Source organism: Clostridium neonatale, from assembly GCF_900465025.1.
In the GTDB taxonomy this organism is placed as follows: domain Bacteria; phylum Bacillota; class Clostridia; order Clostridiales; family Clostridiaceae; genus Clostridium; species Clostridium neonatale.
Map to the genome: position 1 here is coordinate 1 of NZ_UICR01000003.1, position 25,948 is coordinate 25,948.

The 25,948-nt window shown below is 28.3% G+C and carries 9 protein-coding genes and 1 pseudogene; 6 read left to right on the forward strand and 4 right to left on the reverse strand.

All coding sequences use genetic code 11. The annotated features are described in order from the left end of the window. The first annotated feature begins 166 nt into the window (after positions 1-166). Complete coding sequence (locus CNEONATNEC86_RS18535) at positions 167-1,915, forward strand: glycoside hydrolase family 3 N-terminal domain-containing protein (RefSeq protein ID WP_159116950.1); 1,749 nt, start codon at positions 167-169, stop codon at positions 1,913-1,915. 66 nt (positions 1,916-1,981) lie between these two features. On the opposite strand, the gene wecB is transcribed toward CNEONATNEC86_RS18535, so the two are convergent. Both wecB and CNEONATNEC86_RS18545 read right to left on the reverse strand, forming a co-directional pair. After that, positions 1,982-3,046 carry a non-hydrolyzing UDP-N-acetylglucosamine 2-epimerase gene (wecB, locus tag CNEONATNEC86_RS18540; RefSeq protein WP_058296630.1) on the reverse strand — a complete coding sequence of 355 codons (1,065 nt, stop codon included), beginning with the start codon at positions 3,044-3,046 and terminating at the stop codon, positions 1,982-1,984. 973 nt (positions 3,047-4,019) lie between these two features. Then, positions 4,020-4,868 (reverse strand): DegV family protein, encoded by an 849-nt coding sequence (locus tag CNEONATNEC86_RS18545; protein ID WP_159116953.1) that lies wholly within the window; start codon positions 4,866-4,868, stop codon positions 4,020-4,022. 286 nt (positions 4,869-5,154) lie between these two features. Between CNEONATNEC86_RS18545 and CNEONATNEC86_RS18550 the strand changes: the two genes are divergently transcribed. From CNEONATNEC86_RS18550 to CNEONATNEC86_RS18565, 4 genes are all read left to right on the forward strand, one after another. After that, positions 5,155-6,624 carry an alpha-amylase gene (locus CNEONATNEC86_RS18550; protein WP_243145364.1) on the forward strand — a complete coding sequence of 490 codons (1,470 nt, stop codon included), beginning with the start codon at positions 5,155-5,157 and terminating at the stop codon, positions 6,622-6,624. A gap of 269 nt (positions 6,625-6,893) precedes the next feature. Continuing rightward, complete coding sequence (locus tag CNEONATNEC86_RS18555; RefSeq protein WP_058296628.1) at positions 6,894-8,114, forward strand: glycosyltransferase family 4 protein; 1,221 nt, start codon at positions 6,894-6,896, stop codon at positions 8,112-8,114. A gap of 19 nt (positions 8,115-8,133) precedes the next feature. Beyond that, complete coding sequence (locus CNEONATNEC86_RS18560) at positions 8,134-8,739, forward strand: sugar transferase (protein WP_159136602.1); 606 nt, start codon at positions 8,134-8,136, stop codon at positions 8,737-8,739. Between the two features lie 118 nt (positions 8,740-8,857). Then, positions 8,858-9,973, forward strand: coding sequence for a Gfo/Idh/MocA family protein (locus CNEONATNEC86_RS18565; RefSeq protein WP_125147605.1), 1,116 nt, complete (start codon positions 8,858-8,860; stop codon positions 9,971-9,973). A gap of 76 nt (positions 9,974-10,049) precedes the next feature. Here CNEONATNEC86_RS18565 and brnQ read toward each other — a convergent pair. Then, a pseudogene (gene brnQ / locus CNEONATNEC86_RS18570) lies at positions 10,050-11,313 on the reverse strand (branched-chain amino acid transport system II carrier protein). Between the two features lie 1,581 nt (positions 11,314-12,894). Between brnQ and CNEONATNEC86_RS21870 the strand changes: the two are divergent. Beyond that, a complete protein-coding gene (locus CNEONATNEC86_RS21870) occupies positions 12,895-13,026 on the forward strand; it encodes a hypothetical protein (RefSeq protein WP_276508236.1) in 132 nt (43 codons plus the stop codon). Positions 13,027-16,880: 3,854 nt separating this feature from the next. Here CNEONATNEC86_RS21870 and CNEONATNEC86_RS18575 read toward each other — a convergent pair. Then, positions 16,881-17,024: a hypothetical protein gene (locus CNEONATNEC86_RS18575; protein WP_159136603.1), complete on the reverse strand. Its 144-nt coding sequence runs from the start codon at positions 17,022-17,024 to the stop codon at positions 16,881-16,883. Positions 17,025-25,948: the final 8,924 nt, after the last annotated feature.

Here is a 25,948-nt window from a genome sequence, read left to right on the forward strand (position 1 = left end):
GATTATAATAAAATAAATGAATTTTGAATTAATATTAAGTTTATCTTAAAAAGATATTCCATGGAATATTGATAGAATAATAGGGAATAGGATATACTTGAAAGTAAAAGTCATATGAAAATATTAAAATCTGAGTGAAAAATTATAAAGGAATTGATGAATGGTTATGAGAAGAATGATTTATTTTTTAGTTATTTCTATATTTTTATTGACTACAAGTGGTTGCTCTGTTTATAAAGCAGAAAATTATAAGGAGCCATCTGGTTCAAATAAAAATGATATTATTGATAATAAGAAAGAGAAAGAACTATCAGAAGAAGAAATTTTAAATCAAAAAGCAAAAGAGATAATGACTGATATGACATTGGAACAGAAAATAGGTCAATTATTTATTGTAAATTTAGAAGATGTAAATAATGGATTGGAAAGTATGGTCTTTACAGAATCTATAAAAGAAAATATTAATAAATATAATGTTGGAGGAATAATATTATTTCAAAATAATATTAAAGATAGAGAACAAGTAAAATTATTGATAAACAATATTCAAGATAATAGTAATATACCTTTATTTATTTCAGTAGATGAAGAAGGTGGAATAGTATCAAGATTATCTGATATACCATCAATAGGAGTTACTAAATTTGAAAATATGGCTGATATAGGAGAAAAGAAAGACTACAATAGAGCTTATGCTGTAGGAAGTACAATAGGGAAAGAGATACATGAACTTGGTTTTAATTTAGATTTTGCACCAGTAGCTGATGTTATTACAAATCCGAATAATACAGAGATAGGAAGAAGAGCATTTGGTTCGAACCCTGAAGTTGTAGCTAATATGGTAAAAGAGGTTGTAAAAGGACTACAAGAAAATAATGTTTCAGCTACATTAAAACATTTCCCAGGACATGGTGGATCAGAGGCAAATTCGCATAATGAATTTTCTTACACACCACAAACTTTAGAAGGTATGAGAAAAACAGAATTTTTGCCTTTTATATCAGGAATAGAAGAAGATGTGGATTTTATAATGATATCTCATATTTCTGCACCTAATGTGACAGGGGATAATACTCCATCTTCGTTATCTAAAACAATAATAACTGATTTATTAAGAAAAGAACTTGGATATGAAAATATTGTTACTACTGATGCGCTTAATATGAAAGCCATATCTAACTATTATTCACCAAAAGATGCTGCAATAATGGCAATCAATGCAGGCGCAGATGTACTTCTTATGACACCAGATTTTCAGAATGTATATGATAATTTATTGGAATGCGTAAAAAATGGAACTATTTCAGAAGAAAGAATAAATAAATCTGTAGAAAGAATTTTAAAAGTTAAAATAAAGAGAAATATAATTTCAAATTATAAAACTTCTTCAAATAGTGAAGGAGGAAAAGTTAATCCAGAAAATAATTCAAAAGAGGAAAATTCACAAAAAGAATTAATTGATAATATTACCCAGTTAGCAAAGAAAGGGAAAATAATTAATAGTGAATTTCAAGTTAAGTCTACAACTATTCAAGATGTAGAAGAAAAGCTTGGAAAGGCTGACACATCTGACTTTGTATCAGAAGCTAAAGGGGTGTATTATACTTTTTCTAAGGCTAATGTAGCTTTTGGATGTAATAAAGGAGATCAAATTTTTGAAGCTAGGTCATTTGATAGTAAGTTAGGAGAACTATCACTTTCTAATGTAAAGAAAGTGTTAGGAGAACCAGCATATAGTTCAAAGTATGACAATGAACAAATTATAGGTTATACGGCAGGTGCTGAATTTAAGATTTTATTTGTATTTAAAGAATCCCAAAATGGTGAAAATGATCTTGTGTTAGATCACTATTCTGTTTTGTATCCTAAGGGAACGGGGAATAATATGGCAGATGATCCAGGTAGGGAATGGTAATAAATAATATTGAAATGGGATATATACTAGTTTTATTAGTACATATCCCATTTCTTTAAATTTATATTAGCCTAAGTATTTTTCTATTATATCAGTAATGATTGAAGAGGTATCTCCATTACCAAAAGCAGATGCTGGAGTACCGGTAGGATTAAAGTTTTCAATTGCATCTAGTATTTTGCTCGAATCACTTCCAACTATTATATTCCATCCATTTTGTACTGTTTCAATCCATTCTGTTTCATCTCTCATTGTAATACATGGTTTCTTTAAGAAGTAAGCTTCTTTTTGAACTCCGCCGCTATCTGTTACAATTTTACATGCATTTTCTTGAAGAGAAATCATTTCTAAGTACCCAACAGGATCAATTATTTTAATGTTGTCTCCAACGTTTAAATTATATTCATTTATAAATTTTTTGGTTCTAGGGTGAAGTGGCAATATTATTTTTTTACCAGATTCACTCAAAGCTTTTATTATTGAAGTTAATCTTTCAATGCTGTTTGTATTTTCAGCTCTATGTATAGTTGATAAAATATAGCTGTTTGGGGCTAAATCTAATTTTTGTGTTATTGTAGAAACTTCTTTTGCTCTTTCTTTAAATAGATTAATAGCATCATACATAACATCTCCAGTGTTGTAAACACCTTTTGTTATGTTTTCTTTAGATAAATTATCAATTGCAGTTTGTGTTGGTGCAAATAATAAATTAGAAATGTGATCTGTTAGTATTCTATTTTGTTCCTCAGGCATTGCCATATTAAAGCTTCTAAGTCCTGCTTCGACATGAGCAACTGGAATTAATAACTTACTTGCGCATAATGCACCCGCTAAAGTTGAATTTGTATCACCATATACTAAAACCATATCTGGTTTCTCTTTTAAATATATATCTTCAAGAGCAATTAACATGCTTCCTGTTTGATGGCCATGATTAGAAGAACCAATACTTAAATTATAGTCAGGTTTTGGAATTCCTAATTCTTCAAAAAAGATATCAGACATATTATTATCATAATGTTGACCAGTATGAACTAATATTTCACTATTACCATTTCTTCTTACTTTGTTTGAAACTGTAGCAGCTTTAATAAACTGTGGTCTCGCACCTATGACAGTTAATATTTTCATAGAGATTGCCTCCTTAAGTTTTACTTAATAAATATAAAATCATTTTATCATATATACAAACTTAAGCACAACATAAATAAGGGACGTAGAATCATGGTTTAGTGGATGACAACCGAAATTCAATATATGATATGCTCGTATTGTAGGAAAATTTGAGTTAAAAATTCTACAGACAGAGGCTGTGCCCAAAAATGTTTGCTCCAACAACAAGTATTTGACAAACAATTTTGGAACAGCCTCTGTCTAAGAATTTAATAACTCAAATTTTCAATACAATACTACGCATATTCATATATTGAATTTCTTTGTTTTTCTCTAAAATCATAGATATCTAACTTTTTTAGCTATAATTTATGTTTTAGGAATATTTCATGCCTAAAAATATATTTTTCAATCACTTATAATAATTTATGGAACTACTTATCCCCCTGCATCACCCAATAAATAAGGAAAGTTCCAAATTGCAGCATAGCTGCTCTTTGGCATATAATGCTTGGTGAGGTACGAACTTAGCAGTATAGCCGCTATTCATCTAATGATGAATAGGTTTCCTTATAAGTGCACATTCTTAAGAATATATATCCTTATATTTATAAATTTATACTTTTAAAAAATGATAAAATATTACCTTCTTAAATCTTTAACATCTATAAATAACTATTCCTTAATTTAAAAATGTATTTATGTATAGCAACAATAGTACCACTACTCTGAATTTAGATGAAACAAAGAAATAAAGCTCTTATGTTGGCGGTGTCTTGCATTCAAAAATGACGCTTTAGAATTCTTCATGTAGACTTGTTCCACAATTGTTTGTCCAATTTTACATTGGAGCAAACATTTGTGGGTACAATGTCTGCATGTTTGAATTCTTAGCGTCATTTTTGTAGCAAGCGAGCCACACATAAGAGCTTTATTTCGGTTATTCCAATCTAAACTTTCTACATCCCTTATTTATATGTTGAATTTTAAATTAATAAAGTTTCTCTACTATTAATCCAATTAAGCCTGGACCAGTATGGACACCAAGGACAGGGCTGATGCATCCACCTAAATTACATTCAACTAAATTATCATAATCTTTTATTGCTTCATAAAGCATTTGTGCTTTATCAGGAGCATTACCATCCATGATCCAAACTTTGCATGGACCTTCATCTGTGTAAGGTTTTAATATTGATGCTAATTTTGATATTGATTGATTAATACCTCTTATTTTAGAAACTGTATGATATATTCCATCAGTACCTACTGTAATTATAGGCTTTAAGTTAAGAACACTGGCTATAGTACCAGAAACCTTTCCGATTCTGCCTCCTTTAATTAGGTACTCTAATGTTTCCATAGTGAAGAATACATCGACTTTATCAATAAAAGTAGGAAGAATTTTTATGATTTCATTAAAAGGTCTGCCAGAATTTATCATATTTAAAGCTTCTAGAGCTATTGCACCCTGGGACATTGTGAGTGTCATAGAATCAAGGACAAAAGTATTAATCTCAGGAACACTTTCAGCAGCTAATCTTGCTGAGTTAAAACTACCAGATAGACCGCTTGAAATTGTAATTATTATTGCATGTGTATAGCCGTTTTTTATTGCAGTTTTTAAGGCAGAAGCATAACTATCAACACTTGGAAGAGAAGTTGATGGAACCTCTCTTTTTAATAACTCATAAAGAGTATCAGAATTGATGTCAACACCATCAATATATTCTTTATCTGAACATATGACCTTAAAAGGTACAATAGTAATGTTATTAAGTTTTGCAAAATCTTGCTTTATATCAGAAGCACTGTCAACTATTAATGCTATTTTCTCCATGTATAAATCCTCCAAATATATTATAATCTACAAATATTATAACATTGTTGATACAATTATCAATAGTGATATAGTTATCAATATTGATAACTATAAAATTATTTTTCACAATTATAATAAATTAGTTATGCTTTAAAGTGATATTATATTGTCATATAATGAAAATATATGAAGTATAGAATTAATATGAGCTTATTAATAAAGAAGGTTAAATATTGTATGTAAAAAATGAATATGGTTAGATTATATAAGTAATATTAAAAATACAAATGGTTATGGGGATGAGATGATGGGAAAGAAAATAAAAATAAATGGAACAATAATGCAGTACTTTGAATGGTATCTGCCAAGAAATTGTGCCTTATGGAATAAAGTCTCGTATGAAGCAAAGCATTTAAATGATATAGGCATTACAGCAGTATGGCTTCCACCAGCTTATAAAGGAGCAGATGGAAATAATGACGTAGGATATGCAGTATATGATTTATATGATTTAGGAGAATTTAATCAAAAAGGATCTGTCTCAACTAAATATGGAACAAAAGATGAGTATTTGAAAGCAATAAAAATATTACACAAAAATAACATACAAGTATATGCAGATATTTCTTTAGATCATATGATAGGAGCAGATGAAGTAGAGGAAGTTGAAGTAATAGAAGAAGATCCAAGTAATAGAAACATGGAAGTCAGTGGAGTCGAAAAAATACTTGCATGGACTAAATTTAATTTTAATGGGAGAAATAATAAATATTCATCTTTTAAGTGGAATCATAATAATTTTGATGGAGTAGATTATGATGAACTAAGTAAAAGAAATGCAATATTTAGGTTTAAAGATAAATCATGGGATAATGGAGTTGATAGTGAAAACGGAAATTATGATTATCTTATGGGAGCAGATATAGATTTAAGAGATGAGGAAGTAATATGCGAACTAAAAAAATGGAGCAGATGGTATCTTGATTTTGCTAATGTTGATGGATTTAGATTAGATGCAATAAAGCATATGAATTATAACTTCTTAATGTATTTAATATCTATACTAAGAAAAGAAAGTGGAATGGAATTATTTTCAGTAGGTGAATATTGGAACTCAGACATAAATGTGCTTTTAAAATACATAGACGAAATTAGAGGAGAATTTTCATTGTTTGATGTACCATTGCATTTTAACTTTTACAATGCATCAAGAAGTAATGGAAACTACGATATGTGTAATATATTGAAAGGAACTTTAATGGAAAGAAATCCTTGCAAAGCTGTTACATTTGTGGAAAATCACGATACCCAAGTTGGACAATCATTACAGTCAGATGTATTAGAATGGTTTAAGCCACTGGCATATGCATTAATTTTGTTAAGAGCAGAAGGATATCCATGTGTGTTTTATGGGGATTATTATGGAACTAAAAATAATAAATCAAAAATTAGAAATAAATTAGATATACTTTTAAAAATGAGAAAATATAAAGCTTATGGCAAGCAAAATGATTATTTTGATGATTGCAATATAATTGGATGGACAAGAGAAGGCGATTATGAACATGAAGACTCAGGATTAGCTGTTATTATGACTGATAATTGTGGTGGAAGTAAAAGAATGTATATAGGGAAACAGTTTTCGGGAAAAATATTTTACGATTGCATAGGAGGCATAAGGGAAGAAGTTTTAATAGATAGTGAAGGATATGGATATTTTCATGTTGATGGAGGAAATGTTTCTGTTTGGATAAAAAAACATAAGAAAGTTTGAACTTTAGAATTTTTATGTCATTGATTATCCACAAATTATTTGTTAAATTTTTTATAGAAAAGTGAGTGAAATCTGGGACATTTATTATGGGTTATTTCTCATTAAACCTAGCCCGTCATTTATATAGATTTTAAATTTTCTCTGTGATATAATTAATAAGTTAAAGATTAAAATAAAAGATGTATTTTAATTATAGAATTTATTTATACTAAAAGTAAGTAGATTGCTATGGAATAAGTAGACTTTTAATTAAAGAGGAGAAATTATAAATGAATATCTTACTTATTAATCATTACGCAGGTTCTGATTATCATGGAATGGAATTTAGACCATACTATATGGCAAGAGAATGGAAAAGTATGGGACATAATGTAACAATACTTGGAGCAGATTTTTCGCACTTAAGAAAAAAGAATCCAGTTGTACAAGAAGATTTTCAAGAAGAAATAATAGATGGAATTACATATGTATGGGTAAAAACACCAGAATACAAAGGTAACGGAGTAGGAAGAATAAAGAACATATCTACATTTATGTGGAAATTAAGATGCAATTATAAAAAGATAGCAGATAAATATAAACCAGATGCAGTTATAGCATCATCAACATATCCATTAGATATATATCCAGCACATAGAATTGCAAAAAGATGTAATGCTAAATTATGTTTTGAGATACATGATTTATGGCCATTAAGTCCAATGGAAATTGGAGGCTTTTCAGAAAAGAACCCAGCAATAATTGTACTTCAAAGAGCAGAAGATTTTGCATTTAAAAATTCAGATGTTATAGTTTCAATACTTCCAGATGCGGATAAACATATAAAAGAAAGAGGATTTAGTACAGATAAATTTGTTTATGTTCCAAATGGAATAATAGTAAATGATGAGGAAAAAAATCCACCTATGGAAAAGACAATAGAAAGATTACAAGAATTAAAAGAACAAGGATACTTCTTAGTAGGATATACAGGAAATCATTCACCTGCTAATGTATTAGATACATTAATTGATGCAGGAAAGAATACTACTGATGAAAAGGTTAAATATATATTAATAGGTAACGGAAATGTTAAAGATGAGCTTATTGAATATGCAAAATCTAATAATGTAACTAATGTAGAATTTTTAGATCCTATATTAAAGGATAATATGGATAATGCTCTTCAATTATTAGATGTATGTTTTATAAGTTTAAAGAAACAAAATTTATTTAATTATGGAGTAAGTCCAAATAAATTATTTGATTATATGATGGCTGCAAGACCGGTAATATATGCTGTTGAGGCTTCAAATGATCCAGTAAAAGATTGTGGGTGTGGAATAACTGTACCAGCAGAAGATCCAAAAGCGGTAGCCGAAGCTGTAATTAAGATTAAGAATTTAACAGATGAAGAAAAAAGAGAAATGGGACAAAAAGGAAAAGAATATGTTTTAGAAAATCATATGTACCATCCATTAGCTGAAAAATTCTTAAATGCACTTAAATAAATTGCAGAAAGGGGATTTTATGAATATATTTAACAGAGTAATTAAGAGAATATTTGATATAACTGCTTCAGGACTTGGAATAATAGTATTGAGCCCCATACTGATTGTAATTGCTTTAATTATAAAAAAGGAATCTGATGGTCCAGTATTTTTTAAACAAATAAGAGTAGGAGAAAAGGGAAAAAACTTTGAAATACTTAAATATAGAACAATGGTAGTGGATGCAGAAAAATTAGGGCGTCAAATTACAGTTGGAAATGATAATAGAATAACTAAGATAGGTGGATTTTTAAGAAAATATAAATTAGATGAACTTCCGCAACTTATCAATGTTTTTAAAGGCGACATGAGCTTAGTTGGACCAAGGCCAGAAGTTCCAAGATATGTTGAAATGTATAATGAAGAACAAAGAAAAGTTTTAGATGTTAAGCCAGGGATAACAGATTTAGCATCAATAAGATATAGAGATGAAAATGAACTATTGGGTACTGCAGAGGATCCAGATGATATGTATATAAATACTATAATGCCAGATAAGCTGGCTTTGAATCTAGAATATATAAATAAGAGCAATGTATTTTTTGATGTTTATATAATACTTAAAACAATAGTAAAATGCATTTAGTCAATTCACAATTCAAGATGTACAATTCACAATTAATGTAGAGAAATCCTGTAAGGATTTCATCACTAATTGTGAATTGTGAATTCTGAATTATGAATTGTAGAAAGGGTTGATAAAGATGAAAAAATTAAAATTTGCCATAATCGGTTGTGGAAGAATATCTTATAAGCATGTTGAAGCTTTAGTAAATAATAAAGAAGAAGCTGAATTAGTTGCTACATGTGATGTTGTTTTAGAAAAGGCTGAAGCAAAAAAGAGCGAATACATAGAATCCATGAATATTGGGTCAGAAAGTGTACGTACATATACTGATTATAAAGAAATGATTGAAAAAGAAGATTTAGATGTTGTTACAATAGCTACAGAAAGTGGGTATCATGCAGAAATTGCCATATATGCTATGAAACATAAAATAAACACTTTAATAGAAAAACCTATGGCAATGTCTATTGATGATGCTAATGAAATGATTAAAGTTGCTAAAGAAAATGATGTTAAGCTTTGTGTATGCCATCAAAATAGATTTAATAAGCCAGTACAAAAATTAAGAGAAGCTATGGAAGCAGGTAAATTTGGCAAATTAGTAAATGGTACTGCAAGAATACTTTGGAATAGAAATATGGGATACTATGAGCAAGCACCATGGAGAGGCACTTGGGCTTTAGATGGTGGAACATTAATGAATCAATGTATTCATAATATAGATTTACTTCAATGGATGATGGGCGGAGAAGTGGAGAGGGTATATGCTGAATGTGATACTTTCTTAAGAGATATTGAAGGTGAAGATTTTGGTGCTATACTAATAAGATTTAAAAATGGAGCAATTGGAATTGTTGAAGGTTCAGCATGTGTTTATCCAAAAAACCTTGAAGAGACATTAAGCATTTTTGGTCAGAATGGAGCAGTAGCTATTGGAGGTCTTGCCAACAATGAACTTGAAACATGGAGATTTGAAGGCGATGATGAAGAAGCTATAAAAGAAGAAGTAAATGTTAAGATAGATAATGTTTATGGAAAGGGTCATACACCATTATTTAAAGATTTAATTGATGCTATAAATGATGATAGAGAACCACTTGTATCTGGCGAAGAAGGTAAAAAAGCAATGTCAATTATACTTGCAGCATATAAATCAAGAAAAACAGGAATGCCAGTTCAATTCCCATTTACAGATTTCAAAACTACTGATATGGAGAAAGATTTCAAAGGAAGAATAGAATTTAGAAAATAATAAAATTATTTAAACGTACATACATTTTAAAATGTATGTACGTTTTTTTGTATAATAATTTATGTGGTTTTTAAGCTTAATTATCTATATTAGTAGAGTTTTTGGGAAGTATAAATTGACATATTAATGTTACAACAATTGTTGGAATTAGCCAAGCAAATCCATCATTAGCAAGCGGTATAAAGCTTAAATCAATAATTGGAATTAAGCTAAGGATACTAAATATTAATGATGTATATACTCCAATACGTACAGCATTTATATTATTTAAGTACTTATTTAATAGACTTGTTACTATTAATGTAATTGCTACAGGATATAATATATTTAGTATTGGACCAGATAATGATACTATCTTATCAATTCCAAGTTGCCCTATTAGTACACTTATTATAGAAATAACAACTGCATTAAATTTATATGTAAGTTTTCCATTGGATATTTCTTCAAAGAATTCAGCACCTGCTGATAATAATCCAATTGAAGTTGTTAAACAAGCAAGACCTACAGCGATACCAATTACTATAGTTCCAAAATCTCCAAGAATACTCTTTGAGATAAATAAAAGTAGGCTTGTTTTAGTCAATTCACCATTAAATGATGCTGTTGTTTGAGCTCCTAAGAACATTAAACCTCCATAAACAAAAGCAAGACCTGCTATTGCTAAAATACTTGATTTAATGGTCATGCTAAATACTTCTTTTTTAGGATAGCCCTTTTCTATTATTGAGTTTGCAATCATAGAAGCAAATAATAATCCAGCTAAAGCATCCATTGTTTGATATCCCTCAATTAGAGAAGATGATAATGCAGAAGTATAATTAGTATTAGTTATTTCTCCAATAGGAAATAAAATTCCTTTAACTATTATAAATGCTAGTATTACCAATAATAATGGAGTTAAATATTTACCAATAGTATCTATAACAGATGATTTTTTTAGAACAAAAAATAGATTAATTACAAAGTATATAATCATCCATGTTAATGCGGATATATTTGGGAATATTGGGCTTATTGTTAACTCATATGTGCTTGCAGCTGTTCTAGGGATTGCAAGCATTGGTCCTATGGCAATAAATAATATAGTGGAGAATATAAGGGCAAATTTTTTACCGATTTTAGATGCCATGTTTTCAAAGGTTTCATGTTCTTTAGTAACCGCTAATATAGAAAGCAGCGGTACTCCTACACCTTACAAACAAACCCTATTATTCCAATTATATACTTGTTTCAAAGTTCATGACCTAAAAATGGTGGAAATATAAGATTTCCAGCACCGAAAAACATAGCAAATAGAGCGAACCCTATAAAATGAAATCTTTAATATTTTTTTTGATAATAAAATCTCACCTTAGAATAAGAAAAATTTCAAAAGCTTTGTATAATAATATGATTAATTTCAATTTATGAAATTAGATTAAATGATTCAGGAAAGATATAAAATAAAAAAATATTAGCACAGACTAATGTAAAATAATTCAGATTAAATATTATCATAACATATCAAATTATCAACATAAAACCAATATTCTGAATTTTATTTATGAAAGTAAATCTAAAAACACAAAGTTAGATATATAATAAAAAAATTAAAATAATGTCACCCTGCACATAAAGAGATACCTTTAAGCAAAATTGATTTAAATTATTAGAAAATGTTAAAATTTTATATATAGGTAATTAAATATTTAATGAGACATATTTGATATAGTTACAGTGTTAAAAAAAGGCTATTATACCAAGCTGCAGGTTCAGAACAAGATTTCTTTACCAGCAACTAAGGTTCAACCAAAGAAATGCCACAAGCAGATGTCAACTGATTCAGCACACACCGAAGCGTTAAATTCCCCCAGGAATCGAACAAACCTTGATATAACAGGCAAGAAAATAAAAAATGAGCAGAAGATCATCTCTGACAAATCTAAGAACAATCAGAGCCAGAGAATAGAAAATCGCACTGGCTTCGAATCAGCGAGAGCTATATCGAAAACGGCCGATACAATATCACACAAGACGTAAAAGAAACCAAAGCGATTAGTCACGATCATCAGTGCCAAAACGCCTGCGGTGAAATGCAGTCTTTCGCAAGCCTTATCAGGGTGATGACGCCGATAGCAAACTCATCTCGCTGTTAACAGATCGTTCTCAATGAATGAGTTCAGATCAAAACAGAAGAAAATGCATCTAAATATGCCATATAGTCAATGGCCCATATCGAAGCGCAGGCCTATAAAGTCATGACTCACAGCCGAAAACCATCATAATAGAAAGACACCAAGCACTTACCCAGGAATACATAATCATTACCAGAGACACGCGATATTCAGAAAATATCAAGACAGAAAGGCGGAGAAATTCAATTAACAGATGAAACTCTAATAAATGTTAGGCTAATGAAATGCACAGTACTTTGGGTGAAGGCATGATGTCAGGAGATGTTTCGATTTTATGAAGCACCATAGAATTTTCTCAAAAGTATTTAATTATTATAAAGATTTTATGAATATTTCAGAATTAAACTACGGTACTTATAATACAAAGAAGACTGAAAAATAAAGGTTATATTAAAATACCACCCTGATACAACCTTGGCAAATTATTATTAATAAGTCTAATATTGATAAAACAGAAAATATTAATATGGTTCAATTAGTACATTGAGGAATTCAAATAGCTAATATCAATGCTTATTATTAGAAATTATTGAGAAAGTATATTCAGATAAAAAATACAGATACATGATGCCATTGAAAGAGCATACACTACACATTCTACTTACGGTAAAAATAATACAAGCAATTCTTTAAAACTTATTATTTTAAGCTGAGGCTGAACAGAAAATACGTTATTTCAGCAGATATAAATAGTGCTTCATATGCATAAATTTTAAATTATCTTGTTAAAAGGATATGATATTCATGCAATTGAAAGTGAATAATGGTGTTAAAGTACATTCTTTGGATATAGAAGAGCACGTGATGAAAGGAAAATCAGAAAAGCAAGTTGGATATTTAAAAGATAAAAGTAAAGGAATTATTTTAATGAAATAAAATCGATATACTTTCATGCACATTACAGTAGTTATGATTATTAGGCTTTAGCTACTATCATCCATGTTATAATTGGCATGTAGATGCCATGACTCAATAAAATCTCAATACATAAAATGATTATGCAAATAATTTAAAGAGCTAGCAGATTATATTTTATCAAGAGTTAATGCAATGAAAGAGACAGAAAAGCATACAAATGTTACATGCCGCAACCCCACACTCGACTCCAAATGCCCACCGTCCCCTACACATGATCACCACCAAACTCTACCAGACAAAAATCATTTCATACTCACACCAAAATGGAGTTACTTTTATCTTTATTAGTATACTTTTCTGTCTCTTTTCATGACAACATTGTTTGTTGATAAAATATAATTCCGCCTCGTTAAATTATATTTTATAAACATTTTATGCATTTGATTTTATTGAAAATTTAGATACTTCCCATACTGAAATTATGCATGGATGATAAATTAGCTAAAGCCCCTAATAATCCATAACTACACCAGGTATAATGCATGAAGCTATAGCCGGTTTTATTCTTGGCTTAATTAATTCCTTTATTTTTTATAAAATTTTAAATATCCAATTTTACCTTTCTTATTTCCTTTCATCACATTATCTTTATATATCCAAAGAATGTAATTTCTTTAACACTACTACAGCTGCCTCCTTCCAAGAGAAATAACATGAATACTACATCCTTTTAACAAAATAATTTAAAAATCTCAAGGAGTATGAGTACTCATTTATAATCTGATAAATAGCATATTTTCTACACTATTAGCCTCCCAAGCTAAAATAATAAGTTTTAAAATCTCTATGTTATTCTACTCATAGCATAGAGGATGTATCAAAATTATTATGCAATATTAACACTTTCTGTATATCTGTATTTTTATTAGGAATATTTTTTAACTCAACAGCAACAAAATTTTATTCATACACATTAATCTCTACTAACTATTTTGGAAAGATTCCCCAATATTACTTAATTAGATTATTAATATTTTCATTTTATCAATAGTAAGATTCAATATTATTGAATAAAGGTTACTCTCAAAATCTAATTATTTTAATATAACCTTTATTTTTTCAATTACTTTTATTAATTTTCCGAAAATGGTTTAGATTCTAAACTTTATAAAATCTCTGAATTAATCTACCTTTTAAGAGCAATTCTAGTAGTTGTTTATAAAATCCAAGCTTATCCCAAGCATCATACCTTTTACCTTCCCAAAATTATATGCATACATTGTTTCTTTATTTTATTGATTTCAGTTTTTAATGAAAATCTGTTAATGAAACTTCCACAGTTTCCAGGCGCAGCATTTTTTAAAAAATATCAAATATCTGTGTGTAATTATATATCTTCTTAAAATACGGCGAAGCAAATACTTGGTGCTTCTCTTCCTAATGATGGTTTTTCAACTAAGTCCTTAAATTTTATAAACCCTATCTCACATGAATCGCATTAACTATACCTATATTTTAGATACATTTTCTTCTGGTACAGTCTGAACTCCTAAAATAGTTGTAAGCATTCATTAAACACCCATTAGCTTCTAAGACAAGGAGTTTTACTTCATCAACCACATCATCACCTAATAAACTAAAAAAGGTTCAGATTCTGGCAAATCGCTTTTGGAAAGTAAGCAAATGAATCGTATGACCTAATCCCTTTGGTTCAAATTTTGAGTTGATATGTAATGTATATCAAACTATCATAGATATATCTCTAATAATTCAAGTAAATCTGATTTTCTACTCTTCTTTAACTCTAATTCTAATTTATAGATTTATCAAAATGATCTTCTATACATTTTATTGCCTTCCTGTTATAATAAGGATTTCCTTTCAATTCCTGAGGCAAATTGCTTCTTCATAATTATGTACTGAAGAGTTGGCTTATCTACTATTGGTAGCATTTCTTGGTTGAGCCTTTAGTTGCTGGGTAAAAAATCTTGTTCCTAGACTCCGCAGGTATATAATAGCCTTTTAACTTCTCATAACTATATCGTCCTCTCATTAAATATTTAATTACTCTATATAAAATTTTAACATTTCTATTAATTTAAATTCAATTTAGCTTTTAAAGAAATTATCTCTTTTAAGTGCAGTCAACATGAGCATTATTAAATTTTTTTTTTTTTTATTATACATTTAATTTTAATAATTTTTTAGATTTACTTTCTAAGTACAAGTAGAATACATTGTCCTATTTTTTATGCTGATAGTTTGATAATTTTATGATAATATTTAATCTAGCTATTTCCATTAAATTTTCTATTATTTAATGTTTTTTATTTTATATCTTCATGAATTCATTGCAAATCTAATTTCATAAATACAAGGAAATTAACTCATATTATTATACAAAGCTTTTGAATCAATTTGAATCTTATTCTATATGAGAGATTTTTTTATGAAAAAAATATTAAAGATATCATTGTGATAGGGTTCTGCTCTACTATAAGTTTCTTTTCGGTGCTAAAATCTTATATTTCCCAAATTAATTTTAGGTCATGAACTCAAAACAAGTATATAATTGAATAATAGGCTCGTTTGTACAGGTGCAGGAGTACCTGCTGTATTTCTATATTAGTCAGTTACTATAAAGAATATGAAACCTTTGGAAAACAGGCATTTCTAAAATGAAAGGGTAAAAATTTGCCTCTTATATTTCCAATTATAATATTTATTATCCATATATTCAATGCTTGCAATCCCTAGAACAGCTGCAAGCACATATTAGTACAATAAGCCTGCACATTCCCAAATATAGGCCAAGTACTAACTTGGCTTGTGATTATATACTTCTAGAATTAATCTATTTCCTTTTGTTCTAAAAAAATCATCTGTTATAGATACTATTGGTAAATATTTAACTCCCATTACTATTGATAATACTTAGCATTTATATGTGCAAAGGAATCTCTTATTTCCTATTATATTAACCAACTATTACTTCAATTATACTCTGCATTATCATCTGACTAATTGAGGGATATCAAACAATGGATGCTTGAGCTGGATTTCATTATTTGGTTTCTATGATTGCAAAGTAAAAGAAAATAATAGAAAAGGCCATCCAAAAAAGAAGTGCACTTCTAGCATGACCACAAATCAAGTGCATTTTAGGAACAGAAGGTCCTCCTATTTTGTTTCAGCGGAGGCTTTAATGTTCTTATAAAGCCCAAAAAACAGCGCTACTTTAATGAAATAAAAAGGAACTGACTAAAAAAAGCCTACTTTATTTATCCCAAAGAGCATTCCTGATTTGAAGATTTGGAACTATAATAATTGGTATCGCTGTAGGTCTGCTTGTTTAACAACTCAATTGGATTATTATAATAGTTAAGGTGCTGACCCTTTGAAGAAATATCCAATGGAAAAACTTATATAAATTTAATAAAACACTTAAGCTATTTCTATAATATGTACTATTAGGGCAAATCTGGAAATGATAAGATAGTATCAATATTGGTCCAATACTAAATATATTATATCCTGTAGCAAATTACATTAATAGTAACAAGTCTTATTAAATAAGTGTCCAAATAATACCAAAATCCTGTAATGCATTGGATATATACATCATTAATATTTAGTATCCTTAGAAATTAAAATTAATTCCAATTATTGATTTGCTTATAATTGCCTACAATGATGGATTTTGTTTTATTCATTCCAACAATTGTTGTACATTAATATGTCAATTTATACAGACCTAAAAAACTCTACAAATATAGATAATTGCTTTAAAAGTTCTATATAAATTATTATATAAAACGTATATACATTTTAAAATGTATGCATGTTTAAATAATTTTATTATTTTCTAAATTCTATTCTTTTCCTTTAAATAAATCTTTCTCCATATCATATATTTTTTTGAAATCTTTAAATGGAATTGAAATATCCATTCCTTTTTTAATTGCTTCTTTATATGCTGCAAGTATAATTGATATTTCTTTTTTTACTCTCTTCAAATACAAGTGGTTCCCTTTAGATTATCATCATTTAAAGCATAAATTAAATGTTTTAAATAATGGTGTTTGACCTTTTCCCATAAATATTTATCTATCTTAACATTTCATTTCTTTTATATTTCTTCTTCATGATATATGCCTTCTTGAATCTCCCATGTTTCAAGTTCATTGTTGGCAAGACTCTCCAATAGCTACTTCGCTCCATTCTTACTAAAAAATGCTTTAATGCCCTTTCAAGGTTTTGATAAATATACATCTTATAACTCCTTCAAATAATTCCAATTGGCTCCATTTTAAATCTTATTAGTATAGCACTCAAAATCTTCTACTCTATTATCTCTTAAGAAATTTTTATATCACATCTAGCATATACCTTTCCACTTCCGCCCATCATCCATTGAAGTAGAATCTATATTATTAATTCATTGATTTATTAATGTTCCACTCCATCTAAAGTTTCCAAGTGCTTCATGTAGGCTTGGTTTTGCTAGTATCCTATATTTCATTCCAAAGTATTCTTGCAGTACCTGTTTTACTAATTTGCCAAATCTCCCACCTATTTCCCATAGCTCTCTTAATTTTGTGACTACTATTAAAATCCATTTTATGGCATATACAAAATTTAAATATCCTCATTTCTTTTAGAAATTTAACTTTTCATTCTACTAGCATCACTCAATAAATACTTTGTGGTTTTCTATTAAAGTGTTTATTTTATGCTCTATATATATATGGCAATTTCTGCATGATACCCAATCTCTCTGTAGAAGCTATTGTAATAACATCTAAATCTGATTTTTCTAATCATTTCTTTTATAATCAGTATATGTACATTACACTTTCTGACCCAGATTCATGGATTCTATGTATTCGCCTCTTTTGTTTCCAGCCTTTTCTAAAATACATCAGCACGTGAGTAAACTAATCTTACTTCTTCCTTTATTATTTACTAAAGCTCTACTTTCTTTATAAGATATTTTAGAGAATTCCAAGTGAAAGTGAATATAAAAACTAATTATGGTAAATCTTTTAATTTTTTCATCTTATCAATCCCTTTCTATACAATTCATAATTCATCTACAATTCATTAATTAGTGATGAAACTTTGGCAGGATTTCTCTACATTAATTCTCAGAATTAGCATCTTGAATTGTGAATTGACTAAATGCATTTTAAATCATTGTTTGGAAGTATATAACATCAAAAATACATTGCTCTTATTTATATATTCTAGATTCAAAGCCAGATGTTATCTGTTAATTTTAGTATTTATATATATACTCATCTGGATCCTCTGATAGTACCTAATAGTTCATTTTAATCCCTATATCTTATTGATGCTAAATCTGTTATCCCTCTATTTAACATCTAAAACTTTTCTTTGTTCTTTCATTAGTACATTTCTAACATATCTTGAACTTCTAAATTTTGGTCCAATTAAGCATACGCCAGCTCTTTAAAACATTGATAAGTTGGCACATTCATGGTAAGTTCATCTTAATGGATTATTTTCTTAAAAATCTACCTATTTTAGTTATAACTATTACTACTCTAACTGTAATTTGACGCCCTAATTCTTCTGTATCCACTCACTTCATTGTTCTATATTTGGCATTTCAAAGTTTTTCGGTTTTTCTCTCTACTATTTTATTTAAAATTTTAAAAAATATTCAACTCATCATATTCCTTTTTTATAATTTCAAAGCAATTATAACTGCATGGGGATAGTCCAATACTATTATTCTTTTAAGTCCTGAAGCAGTTATATCAAATATCTCTTAATTACTCTGTTAAATATATCTTATAAAATTTTTCTGCAATTTATTTTAAGTGCATTTAATCCAATTTTTTTCTCTGCTAATGGATGGTATATATTATTTTTAAAATATATTCTTTTCTTTATCCCATTTCTTTTTTTTAAAATTAAATCTGTTAAATTTTACCTTTTAATTTACAGCTTCTTTTTACTGGGCTTTGGATCTCTGTTCTGGGGAATCTCTATTCCACACCTACAATCTTTACTGGATCATTTGAAGCCTCAACAGCATATATTACTGGTCTTGCAGCCATCCTCTTAATCAAATATTTTATTTATAACTTACCTTATAATTAAATAAATTTTTTTCTTAAACTTAGAAAACATAAATCTAATAAATTGAAGAGCATTATCCAGATTATCCTTTATTATTGGATTTAAAAAAATTCTACATTATTTTATATTTATTAGATTTTACCCATATTCAATAAGTTTTTCATCTTTAGCATTTGCTACTCTATTATATATTAACCTTTCATCTTTGTAGAAAATTCCTTTTCCTGCATCAATTAATGTATCTACATTAGCATGTGATGTGATTTCCCTGTATATATCCTATTTGAAATTTTTTATATCATTCTTTCTTTTAATTTTATAATCTTTCTATTTTCTTTTCCTTAGGTGGATTTTTTTCCTCATCATTTCATTTTTCATTATTCCATTTGGAAATATAAACAACTTTATCTGTATTAACTCTCTTTTCTTTATATATTTTTATCCAAATTCAAGCATTGGAAACTATAACATCTGAATTTTAAAATTCAAAATCTCTGCCTATTTTAAGCATAAATTATTGTTAATGGGTTCTTTTCTGAAAAGCCTCCACTCTTATTGATTTAATGTACTATAAATCATGTATCCTAAAACATAATTTAGCATTTACATCTTTTTCAATTTTATGTTCTGATATATATCTAATGGATATGTTGATGATGCTTAAGTAACTGCATCTGGTTTATATTTATCTGCTATCTTTTATAATTGTATCTCACTCTATATAAATCCATAGATATGTTCTTTTATTTTCCTACCTGCTACTCTTTGTATTCTGGGTGTTTTTACCTACATATGTAATTCCATCTATTATTTCTTCTTGAAAATCTTAGTTGTACAACTGATTCTCTTTTCTTGGCAAGGAAAATCTGCTCCAAGTATAGCTTACATTATATCCTATACTTTCCTCATTCTCATAATATGGTCTAAATTCCATCTCCATCATAATCAGAACCTCTATTAATCAATTAATAACTTAAGATATTGACATTTATAATTTCTCCTCTTTAATTAAAAGTCTACTTCTATTCCATAGCTCCTACTTAGATTTTAGTATAAATATTTCATTCTATAATTAAAATACATCTTTATTTTAATCTTTAACTTACAATTATATCACAGAGAAAAAATTTAAAATTTATATAAATGATGGGCTAGGCTGGCTGAAAATAAACTCATAATAAATGTCTAGAGATTTCACTCACTTTTCTATAAAAAAATTTAACACAAATAATTTGTGGATAATCAATGACATAAAAATCTCTGTGTTCAAACTTTCTTATGTTTTTTTATCCAAAAGAAACATTTCCTCCATCAACATGAAAAATATCCATATCCTTCTACTTCATCTATTAAAATCCTTCCCTTATGCCTCCCTATGCAATGTAAAATATTTTTCCTGAAAACTGTTTCTATATACATTCTTTTATTTCCACCTCATACCATTAAATAGTACACAGTAAATTACTGAATCTCTATATTCATAATCAATTAAATTTCCTCTTGTCCATCCAATTATATTGTTTTAAAATAATAAAAGAAAATAATCTCATTTTATTTTCCAATTTATTTATATTTCTCATTTTAAAAGTATATCTAATTTATTTCTAATTTTTTGATTTATTATTTTAGTTCCATAATAATCCCTATAAAATACATACATGGATATCCTTCTTTGTCTCCATTTTACTAATGGCTATCCATTGGCTTAAAACCCATTCTAATACATCTGACTGTAGTTGATTGGTCTAACTTGGGTATCGTGATTTTCTGCTAAATGTAACACAGCTTGCAAGGATTTTCCATTACAAAGTTCCTTTCTAATATATTACATATCGTAGTTTCCATTACTCTTCATGCACTGTGCTAAATGCAATGGTACATCAAACAATGAAAATTCTCTATGTCCTGCTCTTTCTGTCTATGCATTTTAGTGCTACATTTTATGTCTGAGTTCCAACACTCACCTACTGGAAAATAATCAATTCCACTTTCTTTCTTAGTATAGATATTAAATACATTAAGAAGTAATTAAATATGCTTTATTGAATTAAATAAATCTAATCTAAATCCATCAACATTAGCAAAATCAATAAACCATGTTTCCCATTTTTTTAGTTCTTATTACTTCCTATCTCTTAAATCTATATTCACCCTATAAGATAACTGGCACTTCCTTCTCTCTACCTATCAACCTTACTATCCCAAGGATTTATCTTTAAACTAAGCCATTGCATTTCTTTTACTTAGTCTTACTGCACCTACCCACTCTAAATGGCCACATCTGCTTTTAAGATAAAATATTTATTATTTCTCCCATTGTAAAATTATTAAATTTAGTCCATGTTAAGTATTTTTTTCGACTCTAATTGACTTCCTATATTTCTATTACTTGGATCTTCTTTCTATTAATACTTCAACTTCTATTTCCATCTGTCTTATCATATCATCTAAAGAAATATCTCATATACTGTATGTTATTTTCCTTTTAAATACAATAATATTTTTTATTGCTTCTGGAAATACTCATCTTTGTTCCATATTTAGTTGAGATAGATCCCTTTTATATTAAATTTAAATCTCATATAAATTATATACTGTATATCTCATGCCATTATTTCCATAATGCCTTTTATGTTCCGGTATCTTTCATACTGCTTCTGTAAATTTCTATACTATTTAAAATGCTTTATTTCATACGAGGACTTTATCTATAAGGCATACAATTTTGGCAGATACTCATCTAAAGTACTGCATTATTTTTCCATTTTATTTTATTTTCTTTCCATCATCTCATCCCCATAACTACTTGTATTTTACATTACTTATATAATCTAATTTAATATCTACTTCTACATACAATGCTTTTAACCTTCTTTATTAATAAACCTTACTTTAATTATATACTTCATATATTTCATTATATAAACAATATAATATACTCTTTTAAAGCATAACTAATTTATTATAATTATGAAAAAATAATTTTATAGTTAATAATATTGATAACTATATCATCATTGATAATTGTTATTTCTACAACTTTTATACATTTGTATCCAATTATAATATATTTGGAGGATTTATACATGGAGAAAATAGCATTTTTCAATAGTTGACAGAAGTTTGATATAAAGCAAGATTTGCAAAACTTAATACACATTTTACTGATTAAAATTTCTTTAAGGTCATATTTTCAGATAAAGAAATATAATATTTTGTGTTGACATCAATTCTGATACTCTTTATGATTTTTTTATTAAAAGAAAGGTTCCACTAACTCTCCAAGTCTTTAAAATATACTCCTATAGCTCTGCCTTTAAAAACTGCAATAAAAAAACGGCTATGGCTACGCAATACACACTATAATTCCAAGCGGTCTATCTTGGTAGTTTTAACTCCAGCAAGATTATCTTCGCTACAAAGTGTTCCTGAGATTAATACTTTGTCCTTGATTCCCATGATACACCTGCTGTCGTCCCAGGGTGCAATAAATTTTGTGTTTAAATATGATAAATTATGGAGACCTTTAATCCAAATCCATAAAAATTCCTTCCTACTTTTATTAAATATAAACCCGATTTATCTTCTTCTATGGAAACATTTAGAGGTACTCCAATTAAAGGAGGCAGAATCGGAAAGGTTCTGGCACTATAGCCAAGGTTCTTAACTTAAATTTCCTATAATTACAGTAGGTAATTGATACAATATATCATAGTAAGTTTAATAAAATAAAGGTATTAATATAACTTACATCAAAAAATTAGCATCATTACTAAAAAAAAAAAAAAAACCTCATACATGCCAGATATAGCTATTTATGCAAAAGTTTGATCATGGATCTTAATGCTCGTGTGATAAAGCACAACTTGGTGCTTTATGGCCAATAAAAGATTAAGTGATAATTTAGTTGAATAAAATAATTTAGGTGGATACCAGCTCCCATGCTTGGTGTCCATACTGGTCCAGGTATTAACTCAGATTAATATTGTAAATCCGATTTTCCTACCTTTTATTAATTTAAAAATTCAAATATATAAATATGGATGCAGAAAGTTTAGATTGAATAATTGAATAAAGCTCTTATGTAAAATTTTTTACATAAAATTAACATTTCTTTAAACACGAGATATTGTACTCTTAATAAATGTGTTTCATCTGAATGTAAAATTGGACAAACAATTGTATGAAATTTCTACATGAACAATTTTAAAGGCCATTTTAAAAAAAAAAATGCATTGATACCTCCATTTGCATAAGCGCTTCATTTCTTTGTTTCCATATAAATAATAGAGTGTGGTACGCATTGTTGCTATACATAAATACATTTCCTTTTAAATTCAAGGGAATAGCTATTTATAGATGCTAAAGATTTAAGCATTTAATATTTTTATCATTTTTAAAAGTATAAATTTATAAATATAAGGGATATATTCTTAAGAATGTGCACTCAATATGAAACCTATTCATCATTAGATGAATAGCGGCTTATAATTGCCAAGTCTGTACCTCACCAAGTATTATTTGCTATAAAGAGCAGCTATTATGCTGCAATTTGGAACTTTCATTATTTAATGGGTAATGCAGGGGATGTAAGTGAAGTCCATAAATTCATTATAAGTGATTGAAAAAATATATTTTTAGGGGCATGAAATATTCCTGTAAAACATAAATTATAGCTAAAAAAAAATTAGATATCTAATTATTATTTTAAAAAAAATAAAGAAATTACTATATGAATATATAGAGTTTGGATTGAAAATTTGAGTTATTAATTTAGGATTAGAGGCTGTTCTTTAAAAATTGTTTCCATCAAATAATTGCTGTTGCCTTCAAATTTCCAGCAACATTTTGGGCACAGCCTCTGTCTGTGAATTTTTTTTTTAACTCCAAATTTTCCTACACAAGAGCATATCATATATTGAATTCTGTAATACATTGTCATCCACTAAACCATGCTTCTCTACGTCCCCATTTTATGTTGGTGCTTTGTCAGTATATATGATAAACATCTTTATATTTATTAAGTAAAAACTTAAGCATATAGGCAATCTCTTAAGGAAATATTTAACTAATCATAGGTGCAATTCAGGACTACAGCTTATTAAATCACCAAGCAGCTCCAAACACAAAGTAAGAAGATTATGGTAATATCCTTTCTAAATATTAGTCACATAGTGGTCAAGGATTCTCTATAATAATAATATGTCTGATATCTCTTTTAAGAATTCAGCTCTTATTTATAATTCCAAACCTGACTATAATTTATGCATTGGTTCTTCTAACTGTTATCCCGGCTTATCAAACAGGAAGCAGTACGCACTATTCCTTTAATTTATATTTTTAAAAAGATTAAACCAGATGGTTTTAGTTCATATGGTGATACAAATTCAACTTTAGTATGGGTCCAATAATTATTCCAAGTGCTATTAATTCCAGTTGCAATTTATTTGCGTCGAAGCAGGACTTAGAAGCTTTAATACGGCAAATGCCTGAGGAACAAACAGGACTTACTCAACACTATCAACACTTAATCTCCATTATCTGTAAATCTCAACACAAACTCATCAATTGATAATTTATCTAAAGAAATTAATAACAAAAGGTGTTTCATATCCACTGAGATGTTGCGTATGATCCCTCCATTAATCCATTTAAACAAATTTAGCAAAAGATCCGCTCTAAGCATAACACAAAAAATTAGATTTTGGGTTCCTAAAAGCCATTTTTATCAACTATACATAGATTGAAAATACAAAACAGCACTGAAAGATTAACTCAATAATAGTGCTTTGAGTGAATCTTGCAAAAAAAAATAATATTGCCACTTCAAATTCTAGAACCAAAAATTTATAAATGAATATAATTTCTAAACTTATTTGACCTACAAGATTAAAATAATTAATCCTGTTGGGTACTTAGGAAATGATTTCTCTCAAAAAAATTTACAAAAATTGTAACAGAGAAGCAAAACGGATTTCTAAAAGAATCCTTTTCTACTCTTTAAAGAAACCATGCATTACAAATGATAATGAAACAGAAATGGATTGAAAACAGTCGCAAATCTCATGTAATATATAGTTGTTCCATAATAAATCCCATAAAAACACACAAGGATCTGAACAAAAATACTAGATGCAATTGAAAACCTTAATCCTACCGGTTCTCCAGCATCCGCTTCTTGGTAATGGAGATCTCCTCTAACTTCATTACTGATATAATAGAAAATACTTAGGCTAATATAATTTATGAAATGTGGGATATGTACTTAATAAAACTAGTATACATCCCATTCACATTATTTATTACCATTCCCTACCTGGACTATCCGCTATATTATTCCCCTGTCCCCTTTAGGATACAAAACAGAATAGTGATCTAACACAAAATCATTACTTTCTACCCATCTTTGGGATCTCTAAATACAAATAAAACTTAAATTCAGCACTCCGCTGTATAACTCTATATAATTTATTCATTTTCATACTTTTAACTATATGCTAATTCTCCCACAATTTCTTTTACATTAGAAAGTGATAGTTCTCTCTAACTTACGGCCTAAAATGACTCTAGTTCAAAATTTGACTTCCTTTTATTACATCCGTGTTGATATTAGCCTTTTAGAAAAAAGTATATACCCTTTTAGTTTTCTGGATACAAAGTCAGATGTGCCAGCCTTTCCAAGCTTTTCTTCTTAAGACTTTGAATAGTTGTAGACTTAATCTTGAAATTCACTTGGATGGAATTATTTTCGCTAACTGTAATATTAATAATGAATTCTTTTTGTGATTTTTCCTCTTTGAATTATTTTCTGATTAATTTTTTCCCTCCTTCC